General features: G+C 35.1%; 13 protein-coding genes. 9 read left to right on the top strand and 4 right to left on the bottom strand.

Going from position 1 to position 26,985, the window contains the following annotated elements:
• The 4 genes from SPI61_RS07655 to SPI61_RS07640 form a co-directional block, all read left to right on the top strand.
• The coding region (locus SPI61_RS07655) for an IS3 family transposase (RefSeq protein ID WP_321136885.1) at positions 1–99 on the top strand (99 nt) is incomplete at its 5' end.
• A gap of 2,037 nt (positions 100–2,136) precedes the next feature.
• The gene (locus SPI61_RS07650; RefSeq protein WP_321137531.1) at positions 2,137–5,523 is read left to right on the top strand and encodes an S-layer homology domain-containing protein; all 3,387 of its coding nucleotides are present in this window, start codon (positions 2,137–2,139) and stop codon (positions 5,521–5,523) included.
• 227 nt (positions 5,524–5,750) lie between these two features.
• Positions 5,751–10,670: an S-layer homology domain-containing protein gene (locus tag SPI61_RS07645; RefSeq protein WP_321137530.1), complete on the top strand. Its 4,920-nt coding sequence runs from the start codon at positions 5,751–5,753 to the stop codon at positions 10,668–10,670.
• A 119-nt stretch (positions 10,671–10,789) separates the two neighbouring features.
• Entirely contained in the window at positions 10,790–11,623 is an 834-nt protein-coding gene (locus SPI61_RS07640) for a hypothetical protein (protein WP_321137529.1), read from the top strand.
• A 227-nt stretch (positions 11,624–11,850) separates the two neighbouring features.
• On the opposite strand, the gene SPI61_RS07635 is transcribed toward SPI61_RS07640, so the two are convergent.
• The 3 genes from SPI61_RS07635 to SPI61_RS07625 form a co-directional block, all read right to left on the bottom strand.
• A complete protein-coding gene (locus SPI61_RS07635; protein ID WP_321137528.1) occupies positions 11,851–12,327 on the bottom strand; it encodes a sigma-70 family RNA polymerase sigma factor in 477 nt (158 codons plus the stop codon).
• Between the two features lie 191 nt (positions 12,328–12,518).
• On the bottom strand, positions 12,519–12,740 hold the full coding sequence (locus tag SPI61_RS07630; protein WP_321137527.1) for a DUF2922 domain-containing protein: 222 nt from the start codon (positions 12,738–12,740) through the stop codon (positions 12,519–12,521).
• Between the two features lie 53 nt (positions 12,741–12,793).
• Complete coding sequence (locus SPI61_RS07625) at positions 12,794–12,988, bottom strand: DUF1659 domain-containing protein (RefSeq protein WP_321137526.1); 195 nt, start codon at positions 12,986–12,988, stop codon at positions 12,794–12,796.
• Between the two features lie 1,415 nt (positions 12,989–14,403).
• Here SPI61_RS07625 and SPI61_RS07620 point away from each other — a divergent pair.
• The 5 genes from SPI61_RS07620 to SPI61_RS07600 all read left to right on the top strand — a co-directional run bounded on the left by SPI61_RS07620 (position 14,404) and on the right by SPI61_RS07600 (position 24,693).
• Positions 14,404–17,781 (top strand): S-layer homology domain-containing protein, encoded by a 3,378-nt coding sequence (locus SPI61_RS07620; protein WP_321137525.1) that lies wholly within the window; start codon positions 14,404–14,406, stop codon positions 17,779–17,781.
• Entirely contained in the window at positions 17,781–20,273 is a 2,493-nt protein-coding gene (locus tag SPI61_RS07615) for a leucine-rich repeat domain-containing protein (RefSeq protein ID WP_321137524.1), read from the top strand. The genes SPI61_RS07620 and SPI61_RS07615 overlap by 1 nt, the downstream gene beginning before the upstream one ends.
• Before the next feature lie 9 nt (positions 20,274–20,282).
• A complete protein-coding gene (locus tag SPI61_RS07610; protein ID WP_321137523.1) occupies positions 20,283–23,846 on the top strand; it encodes a S8 family serine peptidase in 3,564 nt (1,187 codons plus the stop codon).
• Positions 23,847–23,948: 102 nt separating this feature from the next.
• Positions 23,949–24,359, top strand: a complete 411-nt coding sequence (locus SPI61_RS07605; protein WP_321137522.1) for a hypothetical protein — start codon at positions 23,949–23,951, stop codon at positions 24,357–24,359.
• A gap of 52 nt (positions 24,360–24,411) precedes the next feature.
• On the top strand, positions 24,412–24,693 hold the full coding sequence (locus SPI61_RS07600) for a glutaredoxin domain-containing protein (RefSeq protein WP_321137521.1): 282 nt from the start codon (positions 24,412–24,414) through the stop codon (positions 24,691–24,693).
• Between the two features lie 577 nt (positions 24,694–25,270).
• On the opposite strand, the gene lpdA is transcribed toward SPI61_RS07600, so the two are convergent.
• Positions 25,271–26,668, bottom strand: a complete 1,398-nt coding sequence (gene lpdA / locus SPI61_RS07595; RefSeq protein WP_321137520.1) for a dihydrolipoyl dehydrogenase — start codon at positions 26,666–26,668, stop codon at positions 25,271–25,273.
• Positions 26,669–26,985: the final 317 nt, after the last annotated feature.

The following is a 26,985-nucleotide window of genomic DNA, read 5'->3' as shown; positions in this document are numbered from 1 at the left end:
AGTGCTATTAGAGAATATATTGACTGGTATAATAACAAGAGAATAAAGACAAAATTACACGGCCTGTCACCTGTTGAGTACAGGTTACAAGCCGTGTAGTAAACGCGGTTATTTTGTCCGGGTTTGTGGGTGCATGTCATATTACCGGTTCTTTTTTTTGTTATTGTTTGTGTCTGTATACGCATCCGTAGCGGGACGGCATACGTTGTGACGAAAGGAACAACGATGTCCTCCCGCCCAACTCTGTGTACATATAATATGTATTGTTACCAACAACGTTGTGTTTATATAATATGTAACCAAAAAACCCCATACAATTTATAAACATATCTTCGCTTTGTACGTTTCCCAGAACGTAACGGCGCATGCACAATCGACGTCAACGACTCATTTCTCCTGTTCGTCGAAATGTCGTCGGACGTCTTTGTATAAGTCCTACCATCGTGCTTTTGATTCTTCAAATCAAAAGGCACGGGTTAGGGCTATAACATCCCGCCGCCCATTTTTGTGTTTTTTGAATATGTATTATTAACAACAACGTTGCGCCAAAACAATATCGAAACCAAAACCTAAACTATAATACAAAAAATGTCGCTCAAAATGATACCCAAAATGAAACTCAAAATGAAACTCAAAATGAAACTCAAAATGAAACTCAAAATGATATCCAAAACCTTATCCCAACATTCCCCCTCTTGTCGGCGTGTACGCATTGTACCGCCATATTTTACTTTCGTTGTTATAACAACATACAACCAACTATGTGTTCATAAAATATATCTCTAAAATGTCATCAATAAATATTTTTCACGCTGATAACCTAATTTAATTGCATGATCTTGCACACGCATCCGTAGCGCGACGGTTCTGTGAATCCTCGCGCCATATATCACGACTGTGTGATTTACAACCCCACCAACAACGCTGTGTGTATACAATATCGAACCAAAACTTTATATCATTTATAACTTCATCCATCAATGTGTGTTTTCCAAATCTTACCATATATTTCTCCTTCTTGGCGGCGATACACCTTTTTGCGCGTTCGGTTACGAAATCAAAGATTTCTACCTCACCCGCAAAAAAACTGGTCGCCGTTACGGGCGGCGTGTATGCATCTATACAATTTTATAACCTCGCAATCGCGTTTGTAACGGCGGGCACTGTGTGTCCCGCCGCCATATATCACGACTGTATAATATACAACCCCACCAACAACGCTGTGTTTATAAAATATCTCGCCCAAAACCAAAAATAATTTTTACGCCTATATTCGCTTTCGTTGTTATGACAACATACAACCACCGATGTGTTTACATAATATCGAAACCCCACCCCTAACCTCATTCCCAATTTCTCGCAAAACCCTCCGCAAATTTTCTTATTTTCAACCACCCCCCACGTTTGCGAGGAATTTTCGATGAGACTTTTTGGCGGGAGGACATCGTTGTTCCTTTCGTCACAACGTATGCCATCCCGCTACGTTCGGCGTACATAGATTTATACATTATAAATCATTATTGTATAAGTTCTACAAAATTACAACATCTCCTAAAACCCGCCGTTATAACAGCGCACACACACACTTCTATAAAAAAACACCTTGGAGACGCATTGTTCCCGAGCTATTTTGTCACACCACATTCTTCGCTAAAATGGATGAATAACGCCGCTTTGGAAGAAGCGACCAACCGAGGCGTATTGGTAAATACGTCGCAGGTTGGGAACTTCTGAAAAGCAAGTTAGTTGCCATTTTAGCAAGAATAATTCCGTGTGAAATATTTTAGGAGTGAGGCATATTGGTAAATATGCCGCAACGACTGAAACACGAAATCAGTCGTTTATCGCAAAATAGCCCGCAAATGCAAACGCTGTCAAATGTAATGGATAAATAATACTCCCGTAACACCCCTGTAACATTCATCGGGTATACTATAGCTACAGTAGATAAAAAATCTACAAAACGATAACGACGGATGAGATTTCGCCGAAAGGGCATTCAATATTACACTTGTATTACAAATGTCCCTAAAAGGTTGCAAATCTCCATTCAATGTTGTTATAATAATACTAGTCACATATGCCATTGCATCGACAATAGGCAGTGATCAAAAAATTTAGGAGGTCATAAGACTTATGAACAAGAAACTATTATCACTATTATTAGCTCTTGTCATGGTGTTCAGCTTTATTCCGGCATTTGCTGCTGAAGAAGCTCCTGCTGAAACAGACAAAAAAGTTGAAGAAACTGAAAAAGCTGTTGAAGAAGCAGAAGAAGTAGCAGCACCTGAAGAAGCTGAAACAACACCGGAATTTGTAAAATTCCTTACAGACAACGGCTATGTAGAAGGTGACAAAAAAGGCAATTTAATGCTCGACAAAAACTTAACAAGAGCAGAATTCACAGCACTTCTAGCTAGACTAGACGGCAAAGACGAAGTAGCTAAAGCTATGAAAACACTAGGCTCAAAGTTCACAGACGTAACAGAAGCTCATTGGGCAAAAGGTTACATCAGCTTTGCAGCAGGTAAAGATTGGGTTAAAGGATATCCTAACGGAACATTCCAACCTGAAGGAAACATCACATATGCTGAAATCGCTACAGTACTCGTAAGATACCTTGGCGTTGACACAATGGGATTCAGCTATCCTGTTGACTACATTGCAAAAGCATTCGAACTTGGACTCATGAAAGATCTTCCAGCTATTGAAGAATACAAACAAGCTGCAACAAGACAAAACATGTTCCAAATGCTTTACAATACAATCAGCCAAAGAGATTTCGGCAAATTCAGCCAATACAAAATGATCGTTCTTGAAAACAACAGAACATCAAACCTCGGCGCAACAGAAGTTAAAGCTGAAGTTCTTTCAGTTATCCAACAAGCAAACAATGTTGACGAAAGAGGAATTGCTAAAATCGGCGAACAAAAAGTATTCAATCTCGTAAGAAAGAATGCTAAGGGCGAAGACGAAGTTATCGGAGATAGCGAATATCTTCTCGGTAAAGTTATCAACGCTACAGTAAACGCTGACGGAGAATTGGTTAAAGTTGTTGTTGATAAAGACAACTACAAATACCTCTTCGGAGATTTAACAAAAGCTACAGAAAAACAACTCGGTGTTAACTGGTCAAACTACGATGTACGTATCGACGAAAGATACTACAACAGAGAAAACAGAAGATATGACAACGACGACAGAATGTACAGAACATATGTAACTACAGGAAATCGTTCAGCTAACTACAACTACAAAGAATTTGCTAGAGAAGTAGCAGCTAACAGAATCAACCCTAACTTTGTTAGAGCAACTGTTAAAGACGGAATGGTAATGTTCATTGATACATTTGCAGTAAGAGACATCGCTCCTGTTGCTGATGTAAAGAGAGACGGAAAAGACGTTTACTACTACAATGACATGAGAAACGGTTCTGTTGACAGAATGACTCCGGCAAGAAGAGTTATCGGATTCACAGAAGAAAAAGAATTCTACAACATCAAAGCTGAAGACATCAAGAAAGATGACGTAATTCACATGTTGGAAGGCGTTACACTTGTACGTCAAGACGCAAAAGTTGAAGGAAAACTTGAAAAGACATTTGTTGACGCTGACGGTGAATGGGCAGTAATCGGTGAAAATGATTATTGGTTAAGCTCAGTTGCAGGCGGAGCAGATGAATATCTACGTTCAGTATACGCTTACGATGACAACCACTACAGAACAACTCAACACAGAGGGAACATCAACGCTATGGTTGGTGGAGATGTTAAAGCATTACTTGACATCGCTGGAAATATCCAACTTATCACATCTGACAAGTCATTCAAAGACACAATCGGTATGGTAAAGAAATGGAACTCAAACTATCCTGTATTCGCAGCTGCAAATGCTGAAAAAGATTACAACCTCGACGTTGTAAGAGATACAGACATTGCTAGACATGCATGGAATTACTTCAAATGGAATGACACAGGTGTACAAAGAGAAGCTGAATTCAATGAATTCGATATTCTTTACACAGTTGGCGGAGAAGACGGTAAAGCAGAATTACTCGCTGGATTAGTAAACAGAGATGAATACTATGATGGTATGAAACCGGCTTCATTTGAAAGAACTTATTACAGATATCTAACAGTTGGCGATAAGACTTACAGATATGACGACGATACAAAAGTATTTGTTGTAAATGGCGTTCAAGGAGATCAAAAACCTTACACATTCTCAGATGCATCAATTATTCCTGCTACAATGGCAGACGTTGCAAAATACAACGAAAAGAATGATACACTTCGTGCATATGTAATCAATGAAAAACAATTTAGAACATTTGTTGAAAACGGTCTAAACATCAACAGATACAACTTATATGGTGACAGAGAAGATCTTGCTAAAGTTGTTGTATTCACAAACTATGTAGGACCTAAGGCTGACTTAACAGCTCCAGAATATGCAAGAATTGCAAAAGTAGACAACTATGCAAATTCTGTAACTCTCGAAGTAAATCGTGGAGAATTTGTTGACTATATCGTTGATACAAATGCTGACAAAGCATTCTTAAGAAACGCAAAGATTGGTCAAGTTGTACGTTTCTGTGAAGTTAAAGGCGCAGAAAAGAAGACAGCTGTATTTGTAACAGATCCAGCTATCAACCCTGTTGTAAGATCAAATGCAGGAGCTGTAACATCAGTAGGTTATATCGGACAAAATGGTATCGTAACAATTAACGGAAGAGATTACTACACAACAAGATACACTAAAGTATTTGGTGATGTAAACAAGAAATATGCTGTTGTTTATGCAACATTAAACGATGCAGACGTTATTGTATACGGAAATGCTCCATATGTAGCACCTGTTGAATTAACAGTTCTTCAAAAGAACTTATTAAAACAATATGAAAACGCTGTTAACGCTGCAGTTAAAGCTGCTGCTGACGGTAAAACAGAAGCTGAAGTTGCTCAATTGATCATCGATGCAAACAAATTGTATGATGGAAAAATCATGGGAGACAAAGCTCTTGAAACTGCAGCACAAGCAAAGAGAGAAGAATCACTTGCTCTTGAAAAAGCTTTCAAAAAAGCTGTTGAAGAAGAAGCTATCTTAGGATTTGCTCCTAAATTCGCAGAAGATCATAAAGAAGTAAAAGACGGTGATGGAAATACAGTTGGTGAAATCAGTTTTGATCTTGAATCTGCAACAGCAACACTCAATTTTGATGACAATTTTGCATCAACAAAGAAAATTAGTGAACTTGAAAATGTTAAAGGAACTAATTTAATTGCTGACGGTGTTGCATTTGCAAAAGCACACAATGTTAAACAATATAACATTGGAGCTGGATACAAAACAATTAACACTCCAATGGAAGGAATCAAAAAACACATTCTTGATCAAGTTGTTTTACTAGTAACTGATACAGATGCTAAGGTTGAAACACTTGACGGAAAAACAATCACAGCTAAATTGATTGTTGAAGGTGTATCTGAACCTGTTGTTATTACATTTGCAGTAGCAAAATAATAACAGATAATCATTAAAGAGGACCCGAAAGGGTTCTCTTTTTACATATAATTCTATAGAGTAGAAAACAGTATTAAATCCGTAATACATAACACCGGATTAATAATGATAATTTTATTTATTAATATATCCAAAAAATAAGTGTGAAACAGCTATTTTTTGTTGATTAAAGTCAAAGGATTTGATATAATATAGGTAACTACAATTTATTATTTTAGGAGGATAAAATGTCTAAAAAGTTATGTTCGATTTTGTTGGCATTCGCAATGATTATGCTGACAATTACAAATGCTTTCGCAGCAGTACAATTTGAAAATGTTGAAGGAAGCACATTTAAGATTGAAAATTTAAAGGAATTGGGATTCATAAACGGATATGAAGATGGATCTCTGAGATTGGACCAATATATCAAAAGAAGTGAATTTGCAAAAGTTCTCGTTAATGCTTTTGATAAGGAACAAGAAGCAGAAGCAATAAAAGGAAAATTTAAGCCGTTTAAAGACGTGGATGAGTCGCACTGGGCAAACGGTATTATTTCAATTGTCAAAAATTTGAAAGGTGTTAATAATACACAAATCATTAACGGCTATCCTGACGGTACATTTAGACCTGAAGAACACATCACAAATGCTGAAGCATTGAAGATGCTTGTTTGTTGTGTCAAAGCCGATCTTACGGAAGGAATGTATAAAAATGCTGAATGGTTTGAATCATGGGTGAAATGGGCAATTGAACTTGGAATTATCGGAGCGGACACAGACGTTCCAAACATTGTCGATATGAACGCAAAAGTAACAAGAGGCAATGTTTTTACAATGTTCTACAACGCTTTTGAAGAAGATGAAGTAGAAAGACCTATTGAGAAAACTGAAGAAAAAGAACCGGAAAAGAAAACCGAAGATAAAAAGGAAGAAAAATCAGTAGCTCCGGATAAACATACGGGTTCGAGACACGATAGATATGACAGATATACGGAATATCCATATTATCCTGAATTCCCGATCGATCCTTTTGAGCCGCCGGTGCCTGAAGTGAAAACATATTCAATCAGCATCGATTCAAGTGCAAACGGAATTGTTTCAGCTGATAAATATTCAGCGGAAGAAGGAGAAATCGTAAATCTAAGAATTATGCCGAATCCGGGATATAAGCTTGATTCTATCGAAGTAACAGATGCATTTGGGAACAATGTTCATGTTGTTAACCAATGGTTTGCTATGCCTTCTTCAAATGTTGTTGTTACGGCGAAATTTGTTGAAGAAACAGTAGAACCGATTGAATTTGATAAAGAAAATATAAAAAATATTGAAATAAAATCTGAACCTTCAAAGATGAACTATGTTGAAGGGGAACAACTTGATCTTTCAGGATTGGTTGTTGTTTTAACAGATATAAACGACAACTCTGTTGAAGTAGATTATAATGACTTTTTAGAATATGGAATATATGTAGAACCTGAAAATGAAACTATTTTGGGCTTAGAAGATAACGGAATACAAATTAAAGTTTCAAAATCAGGAATAGAAGCAAAAACAAATCAAATAGAAGTAAAAGAAATAGAATATAATGACGATTTATTTGTAAGCATAGAAATAATTAGTGAACCAGCAAAACTAAGCTACACAGAAAAAGAAAATCTCGATCTAACAGGTTTAAAAGTAAAACTAACAGATACTAACGGCAAGACCAAAGAAGTAGAACTAAAAGAATTTGCAGACAACGGAATAACAACTGAACCTGTAAATGGAGATGAACTAACAACGTCAAATAATGGTCAAGCTGTAAAAGTAACAAAAGGAACTGAAACGGTAGAAACAAATACATTTACAGTGACAGAACTACCATATGACGACGATTTGTTTGCAAGCCTAGAAATAATTACTGAACCTGAAAACCTAAGCTACACAGAAAAAGAAAATCTCGATCTAACAGGCTTAAAAGTAAAACTAACAGACACTAATGGCAAGACCAAAGAAGTAAATCTACAAGACTTTGGTGCAAATGGAATAACAACAGAACCTGAAAATGAAGCAACACTAAGCCTAACAGACAACGGCAAAGCTATAACTGTAACAAAAGGTGAAGTAACCAAAACAACAACAGGCAAACTAGAAATAACCGAACTAACATATGATGACACAAAATTTGCAAGCCTAGAAATAATTAACGAACCTGCAAACCTAAGCTACACAGAAAAAGAAAAACTCGATCTAACAGGCTTAAAAGTAAAACTAACAGATAGTAACGGCAAGACTAAAGAAGTAGAACTAAAAGACTTCGAAGCAAACAAAATAACAACAGATCCTGCAAACGGAGCTGCATTAAAAACAACAGACAACGGTAAAGCTATAACTGTAACAAAGTCTTCAAAAACAGTAGAAACTACAAAGAAACTTGAAGTAACAGAACTCGAATATGACGACACAAAATTCGATAAACTTGAAATTGTTAATGAACCAACAAAATTAAGCTACACAGAAAAAGAAAAGCTTGACCTAACAGGTTTAAAAGTAAGACTAACAGACAGCAATGGCAAGACAAAAGAAGTAGACCAAAAAGACTTTGCTAATTACAACATAACAACAGAGCCTGGAAACGGAGATGAACTAAAGACAACAGATAGCGGCAAAGCTATAAGTGTAAAGAAGGCTTCAAAAACAGTAGAAACTACAAATAAACTTGAAGTAACAGAGCTCGAATATGACGACAAAAAATTCGAAAGCCTAGAAATAATTGATGAACCAGAAAACCTAAGCTACACAGAAAAAGACAAACTCGACCTAACAGGTTTAAAAGTAAAACTTACAGACAGTAACGGCAAAACCAAAGAAGTAGAACTACAAGACTTCGAAGCAAATGGATTAACAACAGAACCTACAGACGGAGCAATACTAAACCTAACAGACAACGGCAAAGCTATAAGTGTAACAAAAGGTACTAAAACTGTAGAAACAAATCCACTTACAGTAACAGAACTACAATATAACGACGATTTGTTTGTAAGCATAGAAATAATAGACGAACCTGCAAACCTAAAATACAAAGAAAAGGACAAACTTGACCTAACGGGTTTAAAAGTAAAACTAACAGACAGTAACGGTAAGACTAAAGAAGTAGAACAAAAAGACTTTAAAGCAAACAAAATAACAACAGAACCAGCAAATGGAGCTGAACTAACAACGTCAAATAATGGAAAAGCTGTAAAAGTAACAAAAGAAACTAAAACTGCAGAAACAAATCCACTTACAGTAACAGAACTACCATACAATGACGATCTGTTTGAAAGTCTAGAAATAATAGACGAACCTGCAAACCTAAAATACAAAGAAAAGGACAAACTTGACCTAACGGGTTTAAAAGTAAAACTAACAGACAGCAATGGCAAGACAAAAGAAGTAGAACTAAAAGACTTTGCAGACAATGGAATAACAACAAATCCTGCAAATGAAGCAACATTAAGTTTAGCAGATAAAGGCAAAGCTATAAGTGTAACGAAGAATTCAAAAACAGCAACAACTAAAAATACGATTGAAATAATTGTATTTAACCCTGACAAAATTGTAGGCATTAAAGTAAAAGATCAACCTAATAAGTTGGTATACGACGAAGGTATGGCATTAGATTTAGATGGTATGGTTATTACTTTAACTGATGAAAATGGTTTAACCAAGGATGTTGAATTTGCTCGTGGCGCAGAAACTGAATATAGCAAGTATATTAAGACTTCGATTGAAGATAGAGATATATTGGGTGAAGAACATAATGAAAAATTTATTATTGTCTCATTGAATCAAAATCCTAATATAAAAACTCAAACGGAAATTTTAATTGTTAAACACTACTTTACTCTTACTTATAAAGGAGTATGGGTAAATGGAGTTATAGATTTTGACCTTTACGGTGGTGTGCAGGATAAAATTGAAGAAGGAAGCTTGTGGGAATATCCATCGAATGGAGGGAAGAAGATAATTTTAGACAGAGCCGGATATGAATTTATAGGTTGGCAAACAGAAGATGGGAGAGAAATAAAAACGCCATTTAGACCATCGAAAGATATGGTCATGGTTGCTAAATGGAGAGATAAAAATCAACCAATTAGAGAGTATTTAAAGGAGCAATTTGAAACAGCGTCTAAACTTTCAACATCAATCGTTAAAGATAAAAATAAAGAAAGTTTAGGACTAGAATATAATGAAAAAGTTATCACTATAGTTCCTGCAAAAATGGAAGCCTTTAATATTACAGAATACAATGTAATAAATGAATTACAAAAACTTGTTAAAGAAAATTTCTTAACTGGATATACAATTGATCCAAAAAACAGAGAGTTGAATTCAAGTTTAACCGAAAATCAAATGTTAGAATATTTAATTCAAGATTTTGCCGCAATAGCTGATGTAAATGTAAGCGGATTGAATTATTCAAATAAATCCCAAGTATCGGATAAAGTTAAAGAAATTTTGACAGCTTTGGCAAAATTGGAGAAAACTGTTGAGATTACAGTTAACCTTGCTAAAGACGACGTAAATACAACGGACATTTATAAATTTGTATTTTTGCAATACAAGGACATGTCAACTAGTGAAGTCAAATCAATTAATAATTTCTACAATGATTTAATGAAAAATACAGTAAATTCTGTTAATCAACAAGGGATATGGGACAATGACCCGAACAACCCGGATGCATCTGTAAAAGTTCCGGTATTCAAGACGGAATATGATGGAAATGAAAACTTGTATACTATTAATATAAATACTAGGTATACTGATCTCTTGGCAAAACAAACAGCTGGAACGGGCTTTAAAACAGCGATTGTAAACTTCTTGACCGGCGGACACGTTGGCAAAAATGGCGTAGTACAAAATGATTTACAAAAAGTAAAAATAACACAAACAGGGACCGGAAAAAGTGTAATAGTGGACAGAGAGCAATTGAACGAAATAGTACATGTTACATTGGGAAATATGAAAAATCTTTTAGCTCCATTCTCCTATATCTTTATGCCGGAAGGAAAGGATGTTAATACTTTATCATTACAAGATTTAGTGGGACAAGAAGCAACGTTTGAATACACGTATGTAAATGAAAATTACGAGACTTATACAGTAGTACGTACGATTAAATTCGGCACATTTACGGAATAAAATTGTATTTATAAACTATTAGGGAAGCTTGAAATGGTTTTCCGGTAGTTGAAAAAGAGTATTTTAAGATAAAGACCTCATCTCGGGGTCTTTTCTTGTACATATAAGGAGGAGAGTGAATGATAAAAGATAGAAAAAAGATTTATATAGGTGTATTGATTTCTATAGTATTATGTATGGCAGTACAGATATACTTTATTATGAATTCAACTTGTTCATCAAGAAAATTAATTATTAATTTGACTTTTGGTACTTGTGTTTCATTATTTTTCATAAAAGAATACCTCGATATAAAAATGAAATTAAAATCAGAGGAACCGGAAATTAATTATTTTATAAATATAATTACTAATTTACTACTATTTTTTAATATTTTTAATTTTATAATTATTAATGAATTTAATAATAGTGAATTATATGTAATAGCATTAGAGAAATTTATTATAGCAAAATATCTAATTGATATTTTGTATATTACAATATATTCAAATGATGGAAAATGGTTTTTATTTCTTTTTATTACACTTATTATATTTAGTATACTTAACAAAAATAATTTAGAAATAGTAACTATAACAACAACTCTAATCACAACCGTTTACGGAAGAACCTTTCTTAAAAATATATTTTCAGACCAAATTAATGACTACTTGGTCAGTATAAAAGATGGAAAAGATTATGATGCTATTATAGATAAATTAGAGTATAAATTAATTAAAGGAAATGTATTATTAATAATTACCCATATTGTAGTTTTCTTGACAGAACGTATAAGAGAATTATGTGTATACAAAGATTTAATAGCATTTCTGGATATAAAAGACTCATATTTTATTGGAATATTCAGAATTATTATTGTATCGGCGGTATATATTATCTCTATATCCAAACTTGGCTTAAGAATTAAAAATATAATTTTTAACTTTCTTATGAAAGACCGAAATGATATATAGAATTATTTTGAGTATGTAATGTTAAGATTAAAAATAATTGTCATTAACATTATAAACTAATAAGCCAGGTATCATGATTCTAAGTTACTTTCCATAATACAATATTAAAACTTATATTGAAAATTCATTACTTTTGATTAATCCCAAAACACAAAAAAATGGGGGCGCATGCCCCCATTTTCTCTGTCTTTCAATCGATTTTCTTATTCAATTTCCCCACAATCAAACTACTGCATTCCATTTCGCATTTTTTCAATCGCTCGGGATTTTAGATAAAACACTCGAGTTTCGGAAATGGATTTCATTTTCGAGATTTCTTTCGCGGTTTTTTCGGAGAAATAAAAGAGTTCGATGATTTCTCTCTCGTCGTTGTCGAGCTTTTTCATAAGCTCTTCTACCATAATCTTGCTTTCGTGTTCCGCATAAGGGTCATATCCGCACGGCTCGAGGTCGACGTCGGCGTGCATGCGCCGCCTTTCGTACTTTTGTTTGTTTCGAAAAAGCGTTCTCAGGCGCACTTTTAAATACCACGGGAGCTTCGCCCCGTCTTCTTCATCAAATTCCTTTAATGCTCGAATAATTTCCTCTTTGCCGTCCTCAATCAAATCCTCATACAGATGCGGATAGTTGGCGTACGCCTTTATTGTTGAGATTATTAGCGGCATAAATTGATTAATAATAAAAACTTGGTTAATATTTTCCATCTTTTTCTACCTTTCCCTTTTAGTTAATCATTATTTTTAAAATACATCGATGGCAAAGGATTTCCGGCATTGTCTTTGTATTTCAAATATAATTATATCATATGAATTTAGATTACGCAATAGTTTTTCTAAAAAAATAAAAATAAAACTCGCCGTGTCACGAAGGTCAGATGACACGGCGAGTTTTAGATTTAGTTTTGTGCTTCGACAAGTACTGTCTTTGTAGTTTCAATTATTTCTGCTTTTGCGAGCGTTTTGAAAGGCTTTTCTTTGACTGTGAATACGCCTGCTTGAATAATTTCATTCGATGCGGCAGTCACATTTTCAGCTGTAAGATCGTCTTTCATATTTGCGATACTTAAAGACTTTCTGTCGTTGTCTTCGTTTTTGAAATACATTTGAAGTCTCTTCATTTAATCACCTCCTTTCCGGTAAAATTTGTCCTAAGAGTGTTCATCTTCGACCACTAAGCTTCCACAAGACTTGTTGCTTCAACTTTGATAACGTCCGAATTGTCACCCTTCATGAGTGTTGCAACAGCTTTCCCCGCTTTTAAGAGATTTTCGTTTGTTGCATCGTCTGAAATGTTTTGAAAAGTGCGAGATCTCTTCTTTTCCTTTCCATTAACCATTTCTGTTTGTTCAACGGTAAGTTTAATCATATAGCCACCTCCTTTCTTGTTGAATTTGTATGGGGGGGTTCCCCCTTACGATAATAGATATCCTCAGAAACCTGATTTTAGGATTTTTTTTGTGGTTATTTTCGCGATAAACGCTTGATTCATATTTTAGTCGCTGCGACGTACCTATCAGTACGTCTCACTCCTAAAATATTTCATCTAAGCGTTTCTCATCTAAAATTCCGGGCAAAAAACTGTGGGGGTGGGTGTGCAAATTGAATTTGGGTTTTGGGGAGATGTTGTATCGGCACACCGTTGTTGGTAATAATACATATTTCACGTACACAAAAATGGGCGCCAGGACACACAGTGCCTGGCGCTACAACGCGTACATAGATATTTACAATTATATATACAGAATAATTTATGTTTAAATACGTACACACCGGTGGTTGTATGTTGTCATAACAACGAAACACAAAAATCGGCGGTGGGACACACGGTGCCCGCAGTTGCAGTCGCAATTGCGAGGTTATAATAATGTTTGAATACATAAACGCCGTCCGTAGCGGCGACCAGTTTTTTTATCCATCGAGCAGAAATTTTAATTTCGTTGCGAGATGAGATAAAAAGGTGTATCGCCGCCAAAAAGGAAAATTGGTGGAATGTGTTTTGATAAAAACATATTGCGAAGATATGTTTATAAATGGTATGGGGTTTTTTGGTTTCGATATTATATACACACAGCGTTGTTGGTGGGGTTGTAAATTGTACAGGCGTGATATATGGCGTGAGGACATCGTTGTTCCTTACGTCACAACGTATGCCGTCACGCTACGGATGCGATTGCAAAGCCATACAATTAATGATTTTTTCGGTGTGAAAAATATTTGTTGATGATATTTTTGGAGAGATATTTTATAATCACACCTATGGTTGTATGTTGTTATAACAACGAAAGTCAAATATGGCGGTACAATGCGATTGCGAATGTATAAAATTGGAAAACGTTTCGGTGTGGGAATATTTGCCGGTGGTATTTTTGGTTCGAAATTTTATACACACAGCGTTGTTGGTGGGGTAGTAAATTGCACGGAATTGATATATGGCGCCGGGACACACAGTGCCCGGCGTTACACAGACTCATCGAAAATTCCTCGCAATTAACGTTGGGTTTTTGGGGTGAAAATTGAATGGGTTTTTGGTTCGATATTTGGAGCTATATTATCTATGGGGGGTAAAACCATCCATAGATATTTTTATGTAAAAAATTGAGTTTACGACGTGTATTATAAATTGTTAAAAACAAATTATATAAAATAGATTATTATTTTAAAGGCGTACCTTTCTTTTTTATTAAAAAAATGTATTTTAATATACTTTGTAATTTAATTGTTGACCTTATATTTTAATCTGTGTTAATATATTATGTAATATATATTTTTCAAGGAGGGTTTATGAACAAAAAGACGTTGAGACATTTTTCATTTCTTTTAGCAATTCTTATGATGCTTTTCTCAGCACCGTCTATTTTTGCTATTGAATTTGGAGATGTAAAAGGAAATTGGGCGGAGGAATATATTTCCTGGTGCTCTGAAAAAAATATTATAAAAGGATATGAAGACGGCACATTTAAGCCTTCAAGAAATATCACAAATGCGGAGTTTGCGGTTATGCTCTCAAGAGCAATAGAAGCAACTCCTGTAGCTATTGTTGATGTGAATTATACCGATGTAAAACCTAAGGACTGGTTTTATGCGGCGTTAAGAAATCTTGTAGGATTTAAAATTCTTGAAAATGTGGGAGAGTTCAAACCGAACGAATTTATTACACGTGATACAGCTTTTAAGTGGATGGGAAAGGTTGTTTCTTTTGATGTTAAAAATGATGTAATTTCAAAGTTCACAGATTCAAACAAGGTTAAAAATCCAAATGAATTTTCAAAGCTTATAGCACTTGATGTTGTCGGTGGTTATGAAGACAACACTTTAAGACCTGAAATTTTAATTACAAGAGCTGAAGCGGCAAAACTTTTTTATCATTTCAATAAAAATATTATTGATGGCAATCATTTGATTGATTCTCTTAGAGATAATAGTTCAACGGATAATGGAAAATCGAAAGAGGAAAAGGAAACCAAGAAGCCTGTTGTTCCGTTTAGACCTCACAGACCTCACAAACCGATTGACGATACTCCCGTTGTTCCTACTGATCCTTCTGTTCCAACAGAACCGACAGTTCCGACGGAGCCGAAAAAGGAAAAATATAAACTTTCTATAGAAGATAGCGAAGATTTCACGGTCAGTGTCATACCGCAATCAAAGGATGGAATGTATGAAGAAGGAACGATTATTTCTTTCAGTATAGATCTAAAAAATCCGAATCTTGAAATTGACAAAGTTTTGGTTAATGGAATAAATATTTCAAGCGTCAATGATTTATATTCATTTGAAATGCCTGGTTCAAATGTAAGTTTGAAGGTTGTTTTAAAGAAGAAAAATGTAGAGAAAGAAAACGATATAAAAATTGAATTTGAAAATGAAGATGAGGAAGTACATGTAAAAAGAAACTCCAAAATTATTTTCGATGCAATTACGTTAGATCCTGCTGCACGGGATATAAATTTGAGACTTAATAGAGTTTCGGACGATCATTTGGTTTATGTGAACAGTTATACGATTGACAGGATGTCCAGGGCGAGAAATTTAATTGACTTTGTCGTGCCGGATTTTCTTGAGCCTGGTAAATATTTACTCTCAGTAAAGTCAGGAGAAGAAAAGTCTAAAATTGAAACAAAAACGATTGTTGTTGGGGAAGATTTTGACAAGATAGTCTCGGTGTATCCGATTGATGATGTAGTTATTACCGAGGGTGAAGATGTAGTAATTCCGGATTACACAAAGGCAAATTATGACGATGAAAGTACAAGATTTGTTAAAATTAAATGGAATCTTCCGGAAAGTTTTAATGAACCGGGTATTTATGAAATTGAAGGTAAAGTTGCCGGATACTCTGAAATTTTAAAAATTAAGGTCCACGTTAATAAAAAACGTGCCAAAATAGAGTCAATACTTTCAAATAATAATATAGTCATTACAAAGGGTGAAAAGATAGAACTTCCTAAATTTATAAAGGTCAAGATGAGCGACGGGTCTATTGAAGATAGAACTGCACATTGGGATAAATATGATTTCACGAGCGATGATGTTGGTGACCATTTAGTAAATGGATTTATTTATGCGGAAGAAGCCAATGAAGATTCCGAAAAACTTCCTATAAAAATTAAGGTTACAATAAGGGAAGGGGCACCTTTTGATGCACATTTTGCAATTCTAAAGAAACCGAATTATTATGTATTCCAAAAAGATGCAATGCTTGGCGTTGGAAAAGTTAATGGAACGGCTTATGCTCCAACAAAGGGGGATTACTCGTTGGTTATTAAGCTAAAAAATCCGGACAGCAAATTGGAAGAGGTTAATATAAAATCTGAAAACAGCGGTGCAGTTTTGAGTACTCGTCCTTTAGACAATTTTCCGGTAGATAAGAGAGCTTTTTATATCAAAGTAACCGGTGATGTAAAGACAAAAATTGTCGCCGAAATAAAAATCGACGGCGAATGGTATACAAAGAGTGTGGATTTTATCGCAGGAAGAGGTTTTGTAAAAGAAGCCGTTGCTATTGAAGGAGATTTAGTTTTCAAGAGTCCTGCAAATGAGCCAATAAATCTTCCGGATACTTTGAACGTATTATTCAACGACGGCACAAGCGGCTCATCAAGTGTTACATGGGATACGTCGAAGGTTGATAAAAGCACGCCGGGCGAATACGATATAGTCGGAACTCTTGGTAACGGACTTGAAGTTCAAGCAAAACTTAAAATAACAAATAATAGAAATATTAAATTGGATTTCAGCAAAATGGGAACTGTTACGGTTAAACAGTCGGAAAATATTATGCCTGATGAAGCGCTCACTCTAAAAGTTGAGGGAATTGATCCGAAAGAGATAAGTAGTATTAAAATCACCTCCGACAATCCGGAAGTTGTAAAGATTGAAGAATACGACAGAAATTTTGACGGAAGTGCATTAACAATAAAAGCTAAAGCAGTCGGTATCGGAAAAACTGCAATTGTTTGCAAACTTACAGCAATTGACGGACAGGAAGCAACGCAGTCATTAAATGTTGTAGTTGCTCCTATAAGAGATTTTAAAGCGGAAGATTTTGTCGTTGTTTCTAAAGATGGAGGAACAAAATGGGGATTTTCGGTTGCAAAAATCAAAGTGGTATCCGAAAAAAATCAGGATTTGGATTTATATGCCAAAGTAAAAAATATAAACTTGTCTAGCGCAGTAAAAGTAAATTCGACGGAATATAAAGATGCTTATGCAAGCCACAAGTCAATTGTAGGCACAAAGAAGAAAATTGCAATCTATCTAAATTCGAGTGACACAGTTCCGCAAGCTGAGTTTGAAGTGGAGGTTATTGCGGAAGGACAAGATTATCCATGGAACAAAACTACAGAAGACCCTGAACCTGAACCGAGCAAATTTAAGATAGAAGATTTTAAACTTACGTTTGAAGACACCGGATGGGGTGGAGTATATGTATTTTTGAGTTGTGACAATCCGGCTGCCAATGAAATTAAAGGGTTTTCAATAAATGATTCAAACGGAAATAATCCATTTGATGCCGAGGTAGCGGATATTGAAGAGGGTGGATTTATGACCGCAGCACCGGATATGAATGAACTATACACTTTGAAAGTGTATGGCGATACTGAAGGAAATACACTGTTGTTTGAAGGCAAAATAAAATTCAGCGAAGGAGGAAGATAATGAAAAGATTTATAAGTGTTTTATGCGCACTTTTATTAACGATTTCAATAAGCATAAACTCTTTTGCAGAGAATGTAACAATTGAGGTCGATCCGTCGGAAAAAGACAGAATTTCCTTAACGGATATAAAAAAGACGGATTTCAAAGTTAACGGCAATTTAAAAGGTGTGGATTTAAAAACTCAAGTTGTTGATAAAGACGGAAAACCGATAAATTATTCTATTTTCAATGAAGATTTGGAAAATGTTGAAACGAGTTTGAGGGTTTTCAACAAAATCACACCGAAGAGTGCAAGACTTGAAATTGCCGCATACAAAGAAGGAAAACTCGTTTCGAATGTAATTAATTTACCGGTGCAGTTTGAATATCTCTTCGGAAAAATCGATTATGTAAAACCGATCGAAATTGTTGTATACGAAGGAGATAAGGTTGAGCTTCCGGAAGAAGTTGAGGTTTTTCTTTTAAACGGAGTTATTGGAACTGCTGAAGTTAAGTGGAACATAAGCGGAAAAGATCTTACCGCAATCGGTAAGCAGGAGATTTTAGGGAAAGTAAACGGATATGACGGCGATGCAAAGCTTACTCTTTTGGTTAAGGAAAGAGAAAAGATTGAAAAGGTTTTGGAACCGCAAATTGTTTTGTTGAAAGGGGAGGAACTTGTTCTTCCTTCGGAACTTCTTGTAACGATGAATACAGGGAAAAAATCTTTTGAAAAAGTAGTTTGGAATATGGAAAGCTTCTCAAAAGATTTAAAAACGGTGCAATTGATTTCCGGAAAAGTTGAAGGATATGGAACGGTAAACGCAAAAGTTCAAATTGTAGAATCTGATGATGAACCGGAGTTTGTAAATGAAGCGCTTTTAGAATATTTATATGTTTCAAGTTTGTCGGAAGTATTATCTTTGGATAGTGCATCCATCCAATGGGCTTCACTTCCAAACTCAGATGTAAGTGATTTTAAATATTTTAAAAACATAACTGATATTGATGCTTCTATGGCAGGTTTTAAACCGGACTTCAAGGGCATTACAGGCTTATCCAAACTTAAATCGTTAAATTTGTATGCAAACGAACTTAGCGATTTATCTTCTATAGCATACCTCGATACTATTGAAGAGTTAATGGTGCATACTAATAATATTGAAGATTTGACACCTATTAAAAATTTTAAGAATTTAAAAAGATTAAACATTTCCGGAAACGATATAACAGATATTTCACCTTTGGAAGATTTGCCTCTTGAGTCTTTGGAAATTAGTGAATATCTAATTTCTAAACTGGATTTAACACCTCTTATGGGAAAGAAAAATCTTTTAATAAACGGAAAACCGCTCAGCGAGTATCAAATTAACATCATAAATTTCAAGGATAATTTTGCGAATGTTGAAACGGACGTCGAAGAATATATTCCACCTAAAAAAGTAAAGTTTAATGGAGAAATTGTTTCTGTCGACTGGGACGAAGAAATGGTCGATATGAAGGGAAAAGATGTTTATGATTTGGGTGGTTCAGTTGGGGAAGAAAGGCTTACTCTAAGAATTACAAAAATTGATTTTAAAGATACTGTGGTTACTTTTGAAGACCCTGCTGTGACAAAAGCTGTAAGAAAAGCTGTCGACAGACCTAAGGGCGATATTATGTTGTCCGATGTTATTAATCTTAAGAATTTGGAAATAATAGGTCAAGGTGTAAAAAGTTTAAAAGGTGTCGAGCAACTTAAGAATTTGGAAAAATTAGGGTTGTATGCAAATAATATAAAAGGCGGTCAATTGATGTATGTGAAGGATTTGACGCAGTTAAAATCGCTTGACCTTGCTGAAAACAAGCTTTTAGAAATTCCAAACGGAGCTTTTGACAATCTTGTAAATTTGGAAGAGCTTGTACTTGACCATACAGGTATAAATACTTTGGACAAAAATATGATGTCGAAACTTGTAAGTTTAAGAGATTTATTGATTGAAGAAAACGGATTTACAAATTTGGACTTTTTGGAAGACAACACAAGCATCAAAAACATTCTTTTCAGGGAAAATAAAATAAAGGATATAAGTGGTGTAAGAAATAATAAAAATCTGGAAATGTTTTGGGGTGGAGACAATGAAGTCTCGGACATATCCGTGCTTAAAGGTCAAAAAGAACTCAATTATTTCAGTATGAAAAATAATAGAATTTCCGATATAAGTGCATTAAAAGACTCGACAAAACTCACAAATGTGTATTTGTCAAAAAATCAAATCACAGACATATCTGCGCTTGAGGGAAAGAGCTTTATAAAGAGCATGGAACTTGATCACAATAAAATTTCAAATATTGAACCGCTTAAAGGTCTTACGAATCTAGAAAGACTTTATATAAATGACAATCAGATTAGAAGTTTCGAGCCTTTAAAGGGACTTGTTAATTTGAGAGTTCTTTATTTGAAAAACAATTTAACTGATGATTACAGTCCACTTGACGGAATAATCAATAATATAAAGAGCAAGGATTTTTAGGTGATAATAATGGATAAGAATAAAAGAATTTTATCATTTTTAATTTCATTTCTAATGATATTTTCATTCATTGTTCCAATAAATGCGGAAAATGATGAAAAAAATATCTTCAAGGATATTCTCAAGGACGATTTTGAAAAGAATTCATCAATTCAGGAAATTGATTCAACTGAACAGAAAATATATATGGTCGGTGTTGAAGGTGAAAGCGTACTTGAACTTTTGGACCAAGGTTATGATGAAGAAAAGGCGAATAGAATCGCACTTGATATTCAAAATAAAGCAATTGAATCTATAAAGAGTTTTAAAAATGTAACGATTGGAGAAAAATATCTTTATACAACGAATGGTTTCAGTATTACAACCGACAGAACTACGGCTAAAAAGATTTCATTCCTTCCTTTAATTTCAAGCATTAGTGAAGCGCAAGTTTATGAAAAACGCGTGAACAACGTGAGAAATATTTTGGAAATAGCTTCGATAAAAGAAGATTATGGTATAGATGGCGCAGGAATGGTTGTTGCCGTTCTTGACAGCGGTGTCGATCATACTCATAAAGATATGAATATCGATTCCGACAATGTAAAACTTAATGAAAAAATCGTAAATGATTTAAAAAGTAAAAATAAAATAACTTATGGAAAATATTTCAGTTCTAAAATTCCTTTTGCATACAATTATGCCGATGACAGCAGCAATGTTGTAAGAGATACTTTAAAAGAACGTGCGGACTTCTCACACGGAACACATGTTGCGGGTATTATCGGAGCGAATACAAAAGACGGTGGAGTGACCGGTATTGCACCGAATGCACAAATTCTCAATATGAAAATTTTCTCAAACAATCCAAAAGTACCAGGTGCTTCCGAAGATAAAATTGTAAAGGCAATCGACGATGCTGTTAAACTCGGCGCTGACGTTATAAATATGAGTTTTGGAATTGTTGCAGGGCTCCAAGATCCGTCGGATGTACAACAAAAAGCTGTTGCAAATGCGACAAATAATGGAACAATTGTTGTTGCGGCAGCAGGAAATGATGCTTATTCCACATTTCCGAATAAAACTAAAAAATCAATTGATGACGGTACAATTAGTGCACCCGGTATTGCAGAAGAAGCTATTCAAGTAGGCTCTCTTGAAAACTCTAAAATGGCTGTAAATTCATTTATAGCAAAAATCGGAAATGAAGTAAAACGAATAGGTTATGTCGGGTCCGACCACGATCCGGAAGTTTTGAAAGAGGATTACGAAATTGTGGACTGCGGTCTTGGCTCAAAAGAAGAAGTTCAAAATCTAGATTTGACTGGAAAAATAGGACTTGTTAAACGTGGGGCGAATATAGAATTTAAGGACAAAAAGTTAAATATTCAAGCAAAAAATGCGCTTGGGGTAATCATTTACAACAAAGACGGTGACGATGAGCTTTTACCTTATATTTCAACGGACGAAAAAGTAAATATTCCAACACTTTTCATTTCGAATACGGATGGAGAATATTTGAAAAATAATATTTCGAATGTAACGGTTAATTTCAAAAATGAAAGAATTATTATTGACAGTACAAAGAAAGATACCGTTTCGGAATTTTCGTCCTGGGGTCCGACTCCGAATTTGGGATTAAAACCGGATCTTATAGCTGTTGGGGGAAATGTTTACTCAACGATGGAAGGAAGCAAATATGGAAATATGTCCGGAACATCTATGGCTGCTCCAATGATTTCGGGTGTCAGTGCACTTGTTTTTGAAAAATTTAAAGCTGACGGTATTGAGAAAAATATTCCGAATTATGTTAAGACAGCTCTTATGAACACGGCAAATCCAAAGTATCAAAAGAGCGGAAAACCTTATAGCGTTAGACTTCAAGGTGCAGGAATGGTAAATCCTAAAGCTGCTCTTTCAAATAAACTTTTTGTAAGGAATAACAATAAAGCAAAGATTGAATTGAAGGAGATTGAGGGACCGAAAACTATTGAACTGGAATTCGAGAATAAGTATGGAAATGATTTATCACTTGACATAAAAGTTTTGGGTGATACTTTCACGGTAGATAAGACAAAAATTGAAGCTAAAAATGGGGTTTCAAAAAATCAATTTACTATAACTCCAAATGTGGGAAAGAATGAATATGTAGACGGTTTTATTGAATTTAGCAAAGGGGATGTTAAAGTAACGCTACCTGTTCTCGGGTTTAATGGAAAATGGGCAGACCTTCCAATGTTTGACAGTGCTGATAAAGAAAATTCAATTTATAATGAAACGAGACTTGACACAGCTGTCATTAATCCTGTTTACACAAAACTTAAACCTCTCGGAGGCGACGAAATAGATCCAAATCACTTTGCAATAAATCCTGACGATGAAGGCGCATATAATAACGTCATTCCAAAGTTCAGTCTTCTTCGTGTTGCTAAAGATTTTAAAATTACAGTTGAAAATGAAAACGGCGAAGTTATAAAAACTTTGGAAGATAAACACGGCGTGAGGAAAGTTGTCGGTTATAGAGATGTTGTTAAAGCAATAGTCAATTTTGATTGGCTATGGAAAGGCGGCATCTATGATAAGAATCTTGGAATTCAAAAAAAGGTTGAGGAGGGAAAATATACAATAAACATATATGCAACTCCGGATTTTGAGGGAGCAAAACCACAGAAGCTTTCATATCCATTGATTGTCGATAAATCTGCTCCGGTTTTAAAATCGAAAGTTTATTTTATTGAGGAAGATACAGATAGTTTTGTTTTAGAAACAAATGCAATGGATATGGGCAATCCGCCAAGCGGCATAAATAAATTTATGTTTATTATAAATGGAACTCCGTACAAAGAAAACGAAGAATTGCTTTTTAAACTTGAAGAAGAAAATGGAGTTTATAAAAAAGAATTGCCTTTAAAAGGTAATTATCCGTTTTATTCTCTAAGAGTCGGAGCAACCGATTATGCAAATAACATTGGTGAAACGAGAGCATACGTTATAATTAAACAAAATTCAAAAATAGAAATAAGCTCTGATAAAAATAAAATAAAAAGCGGAGATAGTTTAAATCTCAAATATAAATTGGATAACCCTGATGTAGATAGATATCAAGTTTCGATTGACAATCTTGACGATGTGATTTATGAAGGGTGCGAAACTGAAAGGGAACTTGAAATAAAGTCAAAAGATGGAAAACATAAATTAGTCGTAAAGGCTCTCAACAAAAAAGGACTTGTAATTGACGTGAACTATGTTGAAATAGAGATAGAAGCGTCGAAGACGGAGACGGGGCTTATTGTTTCCAACAACACTTCGGATTATACTTTCAGAAACGGAGAAATCTACAATGCAAGCTATGAACTAAAAAATACGACGACATTTGAGCAATCTGTCTCTTTCATAGTTGCGCTATATGATTTGAATGATAATATTGTTAATACCGCAGTTTCCGAAAAGAAGTTAAAACCGGGTCAAAAAGCTACTATGACAAACGGAATTAAGATTCCTGACACTGGTAAATATAAATTGAAAATTTTTGTTTGGGATAGTGTGGAAGATATGAACACGATTGTTCCGGTCAACGAAATAATACAAAAATAGAAAGTACGGTGGAAACACCGTATTTTTTTAAAACGATATGAACAATGTTCGAAAACAATTTTATTTGGGTATATAGATATAAATAACATCTGGAGGTGGATTATGGTTAAGAAGAGAACGCTTTTATTCATTGCGGGCATCGTTTGGATGTTTGCGGGATTCAATGTACTTAAAATCGGCATCGAAGCATATATGGATAATTTCTCGATTTTGAATGTATTTTTGTCGATTGCGGTCATGCTCATATTCTGGTTTATGGTATTTGGAAAGCTTGTCGATAAGCACAACACAAGAATAAGGGCATACAAAGAAGAGGAGAAGTATTTCTGGAATTTTTTCGATGTGAAATCATTTTTAATTATGGCGTTTATGATGACATTTGGAATTTTAATCAGAAAATATTCGCTCATTCCCGACTCATATATTGCATTTTTCTACACCGGACTCGGAACTGCACTTTTCGGTGCAGGCGTGGAATTTATGGTTAAATTTTTCGGATATAATAAAAATTAGATTTAAAATATATAACCGCATTCATTTGGGTATATATGTTTTGGAGGTAATTATGAAAGATTTAACACTTTTTGTTTCAAGTAAATGTCCGGACTGCCCTCCGGCAATTGAGTATGTAAAAAATTCGGGGGTTGACGTGAATATTGTCGACATCACCGAATCGATGAAAAATTTGAAGCTGTTTTTAAAATACAGAGACGTCGATCCGTATTTTGATATGACGAAAGCTGCAAACAATGTCGGCGTACCGACTTTTATGGTGGGCGACGGAGAGAAGTTCTTCTCATTTGATGAAGGGATGGATTTAAAAAAGGAAATTATGAAAGACGCCTGATTATGTAGGGCGTCTTTTTCTTATTTGCGGTGATTTTCGCGATAAAGTCTTGAGACTTTATAATTTTTTGTGCGCAGAACGTAACGGCTGGCATACGTTGTGACGTAAGGAACAACGATGTCCTGCCGCCAAGATGGAAAATTTGTGGGAGAAATTTAGAAAATACATAATGATAGATGGGGTTGAATATGAAATTGGGGGTTTTGGTTCTATATTTTATAAGTACACCGTTGTTGATGTAAATACATATTACATGTACACAAAAATGGGCGGCACCCTTCCCGCGTTCAAATACGAAATCGAAGATTTCTTTTTCACGCGGTTGGGCACAGGAAGGACTTCACAGTCCGTCCCGCTACGGCGTCATTTAAATTTTCATACATAATAATTCGCAAATAGACCGCAGATATATAATCAGTTTGCGATGATAATTTGATGAGAAACGGTTAAGATGAAGTGTTTTTGGAGTGAGGCGTACTGGCAAGTACGTCGCAGCGACGAAAACACGAAATCAACCGTTTATCGCAAATTAGCGCGCAAACAAAAAAGGCGCAATAAACGCCTTTCTCTAACTCTCTTATTTATTTGTGTTCGGTGTGTTAATCGATTTATCTTCAAGCATTTCAACGGCGTCTTTAAAGACTTCGCTCACTGTCGGGTGGGCATAGATCATGTCGGTCAAGTCTTGGGCAGAGAGGTCGTTTGTCATTGCGATGTTTGCGAAGTGAATCATAAAGTCCGCTTCGGCGCCAAGGATGTGGCATCCCAAGATTTTCTTTTTGTCCGGGGTTGCGATAATTTTTACGAATCCTTCAGTTTCCGATGCGGAAAGCGCTTTTCCGTTCGATTGGTAGAGGAATTTTGACTTGATAAATTCCACTCCTTCTTCCGTGAGTTCTTCTTCGGTTTTACCGATCATTGCAACTTCAGGAGTTGTGTAAAGAACTGACGGAACGAGGTCCAGACGAATTTTCGTTTTTACGTCGGAGAATTTTTCAACGAGCCAGATGCCTTGAGCTGATGCAAGGTGGGCGAGTTGTGTGTTGCCGTAGATGACGTCGCCGATTGCGTAGATGTTTTCGACATTTGTCATAAGATTTTCGTCGACAATGAGTCCGCCTTTTTCGGTTTTAAGTCCTGCTGCTTCGGTGTTTAGACCGTCTGTGTTGCAAGATCTTCCGAGTGCAACGAGTACATATTCGGCGGTGTATTCTTTTTCTTTATCTTTTCCGGTCATTTTTGTCGTGACTTTCAAGAGGTCGCCATCTTGTTCGATTTTTTGTGCACGTTGTTTTACTTCAAATTTGAGTGTGTCGGATTTCAAAACGCTTTTTAGTCTCTTTTGAACTTCGCCGTCGGAAACTTTGAAAACGTTGTTTCCGATAACGGTTACTTCGGTTCCGAAGATGCTGTAGATTGAAGCAAATTCAAGTCCGATAACACCGGTTCCGATGACGATCATGGATTTCGGTATTTCTTTAAGGTTTAAAAGGTCCGTTGAGCTCAAAACATTCGGCAGTTCTTTTCCCGGAAGCGGATTCATATCCTTTGAGCCGGTTGCAACAATGCATTTGTCGAATGTGAGTTCTTCTTCGCCGCCGTCATTTTTCTTCACAACAACGGTTTTATTGTCTTTAAAAGATGCAAAGCCTTGGATGTATGTGAGATTCGGATAGCCTTTGAAAAGAAAGTCGATGCCGTCTTGAAGCGACTTTACAACTTTTTTCTTTCTTTCGTATATGGTTTCTTCGTTTAATTTGTAGCCTTCGACTTCGATGCCGAATTCTTCACTTCTTTTAATATCTTTATATAAACTTGCAATTTTCACGAGCGTTTTAGTCGGAATGCATCCAATGTTCAAGCATGTTCCGCCAAGTTCGCCTTTTTCAACAAGTGTAACATCGTGACCCAATTGTGCTGCACGTATTGCGGTTTCGTATCCGCCTGGACCCGCGCCTATAATTAACAGTTTCATCTAAAAACCTCCTTTAACATTCTTATTATATTATAACAACAAAACGCCGTTCATTCAATAGGAGCGAAACTCAAAGGTGGAGAGTTTCAGTATTGAATAATTTTTTAAAAGTATTTATTAATCTCAATTCAGTTTTTATAGAATTATTTTTTATTCAAATTTAATTTTAATTGATTTGACAGTTGATATGTTTATAAATATATATATGTAAAATTGTTATATTAAAAAATTTTGAATATAACAAAATGTTTGCATAAAAAAATATTTAAAAAATATTTTTATAGTTTTTATATTAAAACTATAAATTCATATTAAGA

The sequence above is a fragment of the Ezakiella sp. genome, from assembly GCF_034180565.1.
In the GTDB taxonomy this organism is placed as follows: Bacteria; Bacillota; Clostridia; order Tissierellales; family Peptoniphilaceae; genus Ezakiella.
The sequence above is the reverse complement of the archived record's forward strand: the minus strand, read 5'-3'. Positions and strand labels throughout refer to the sequence as shown.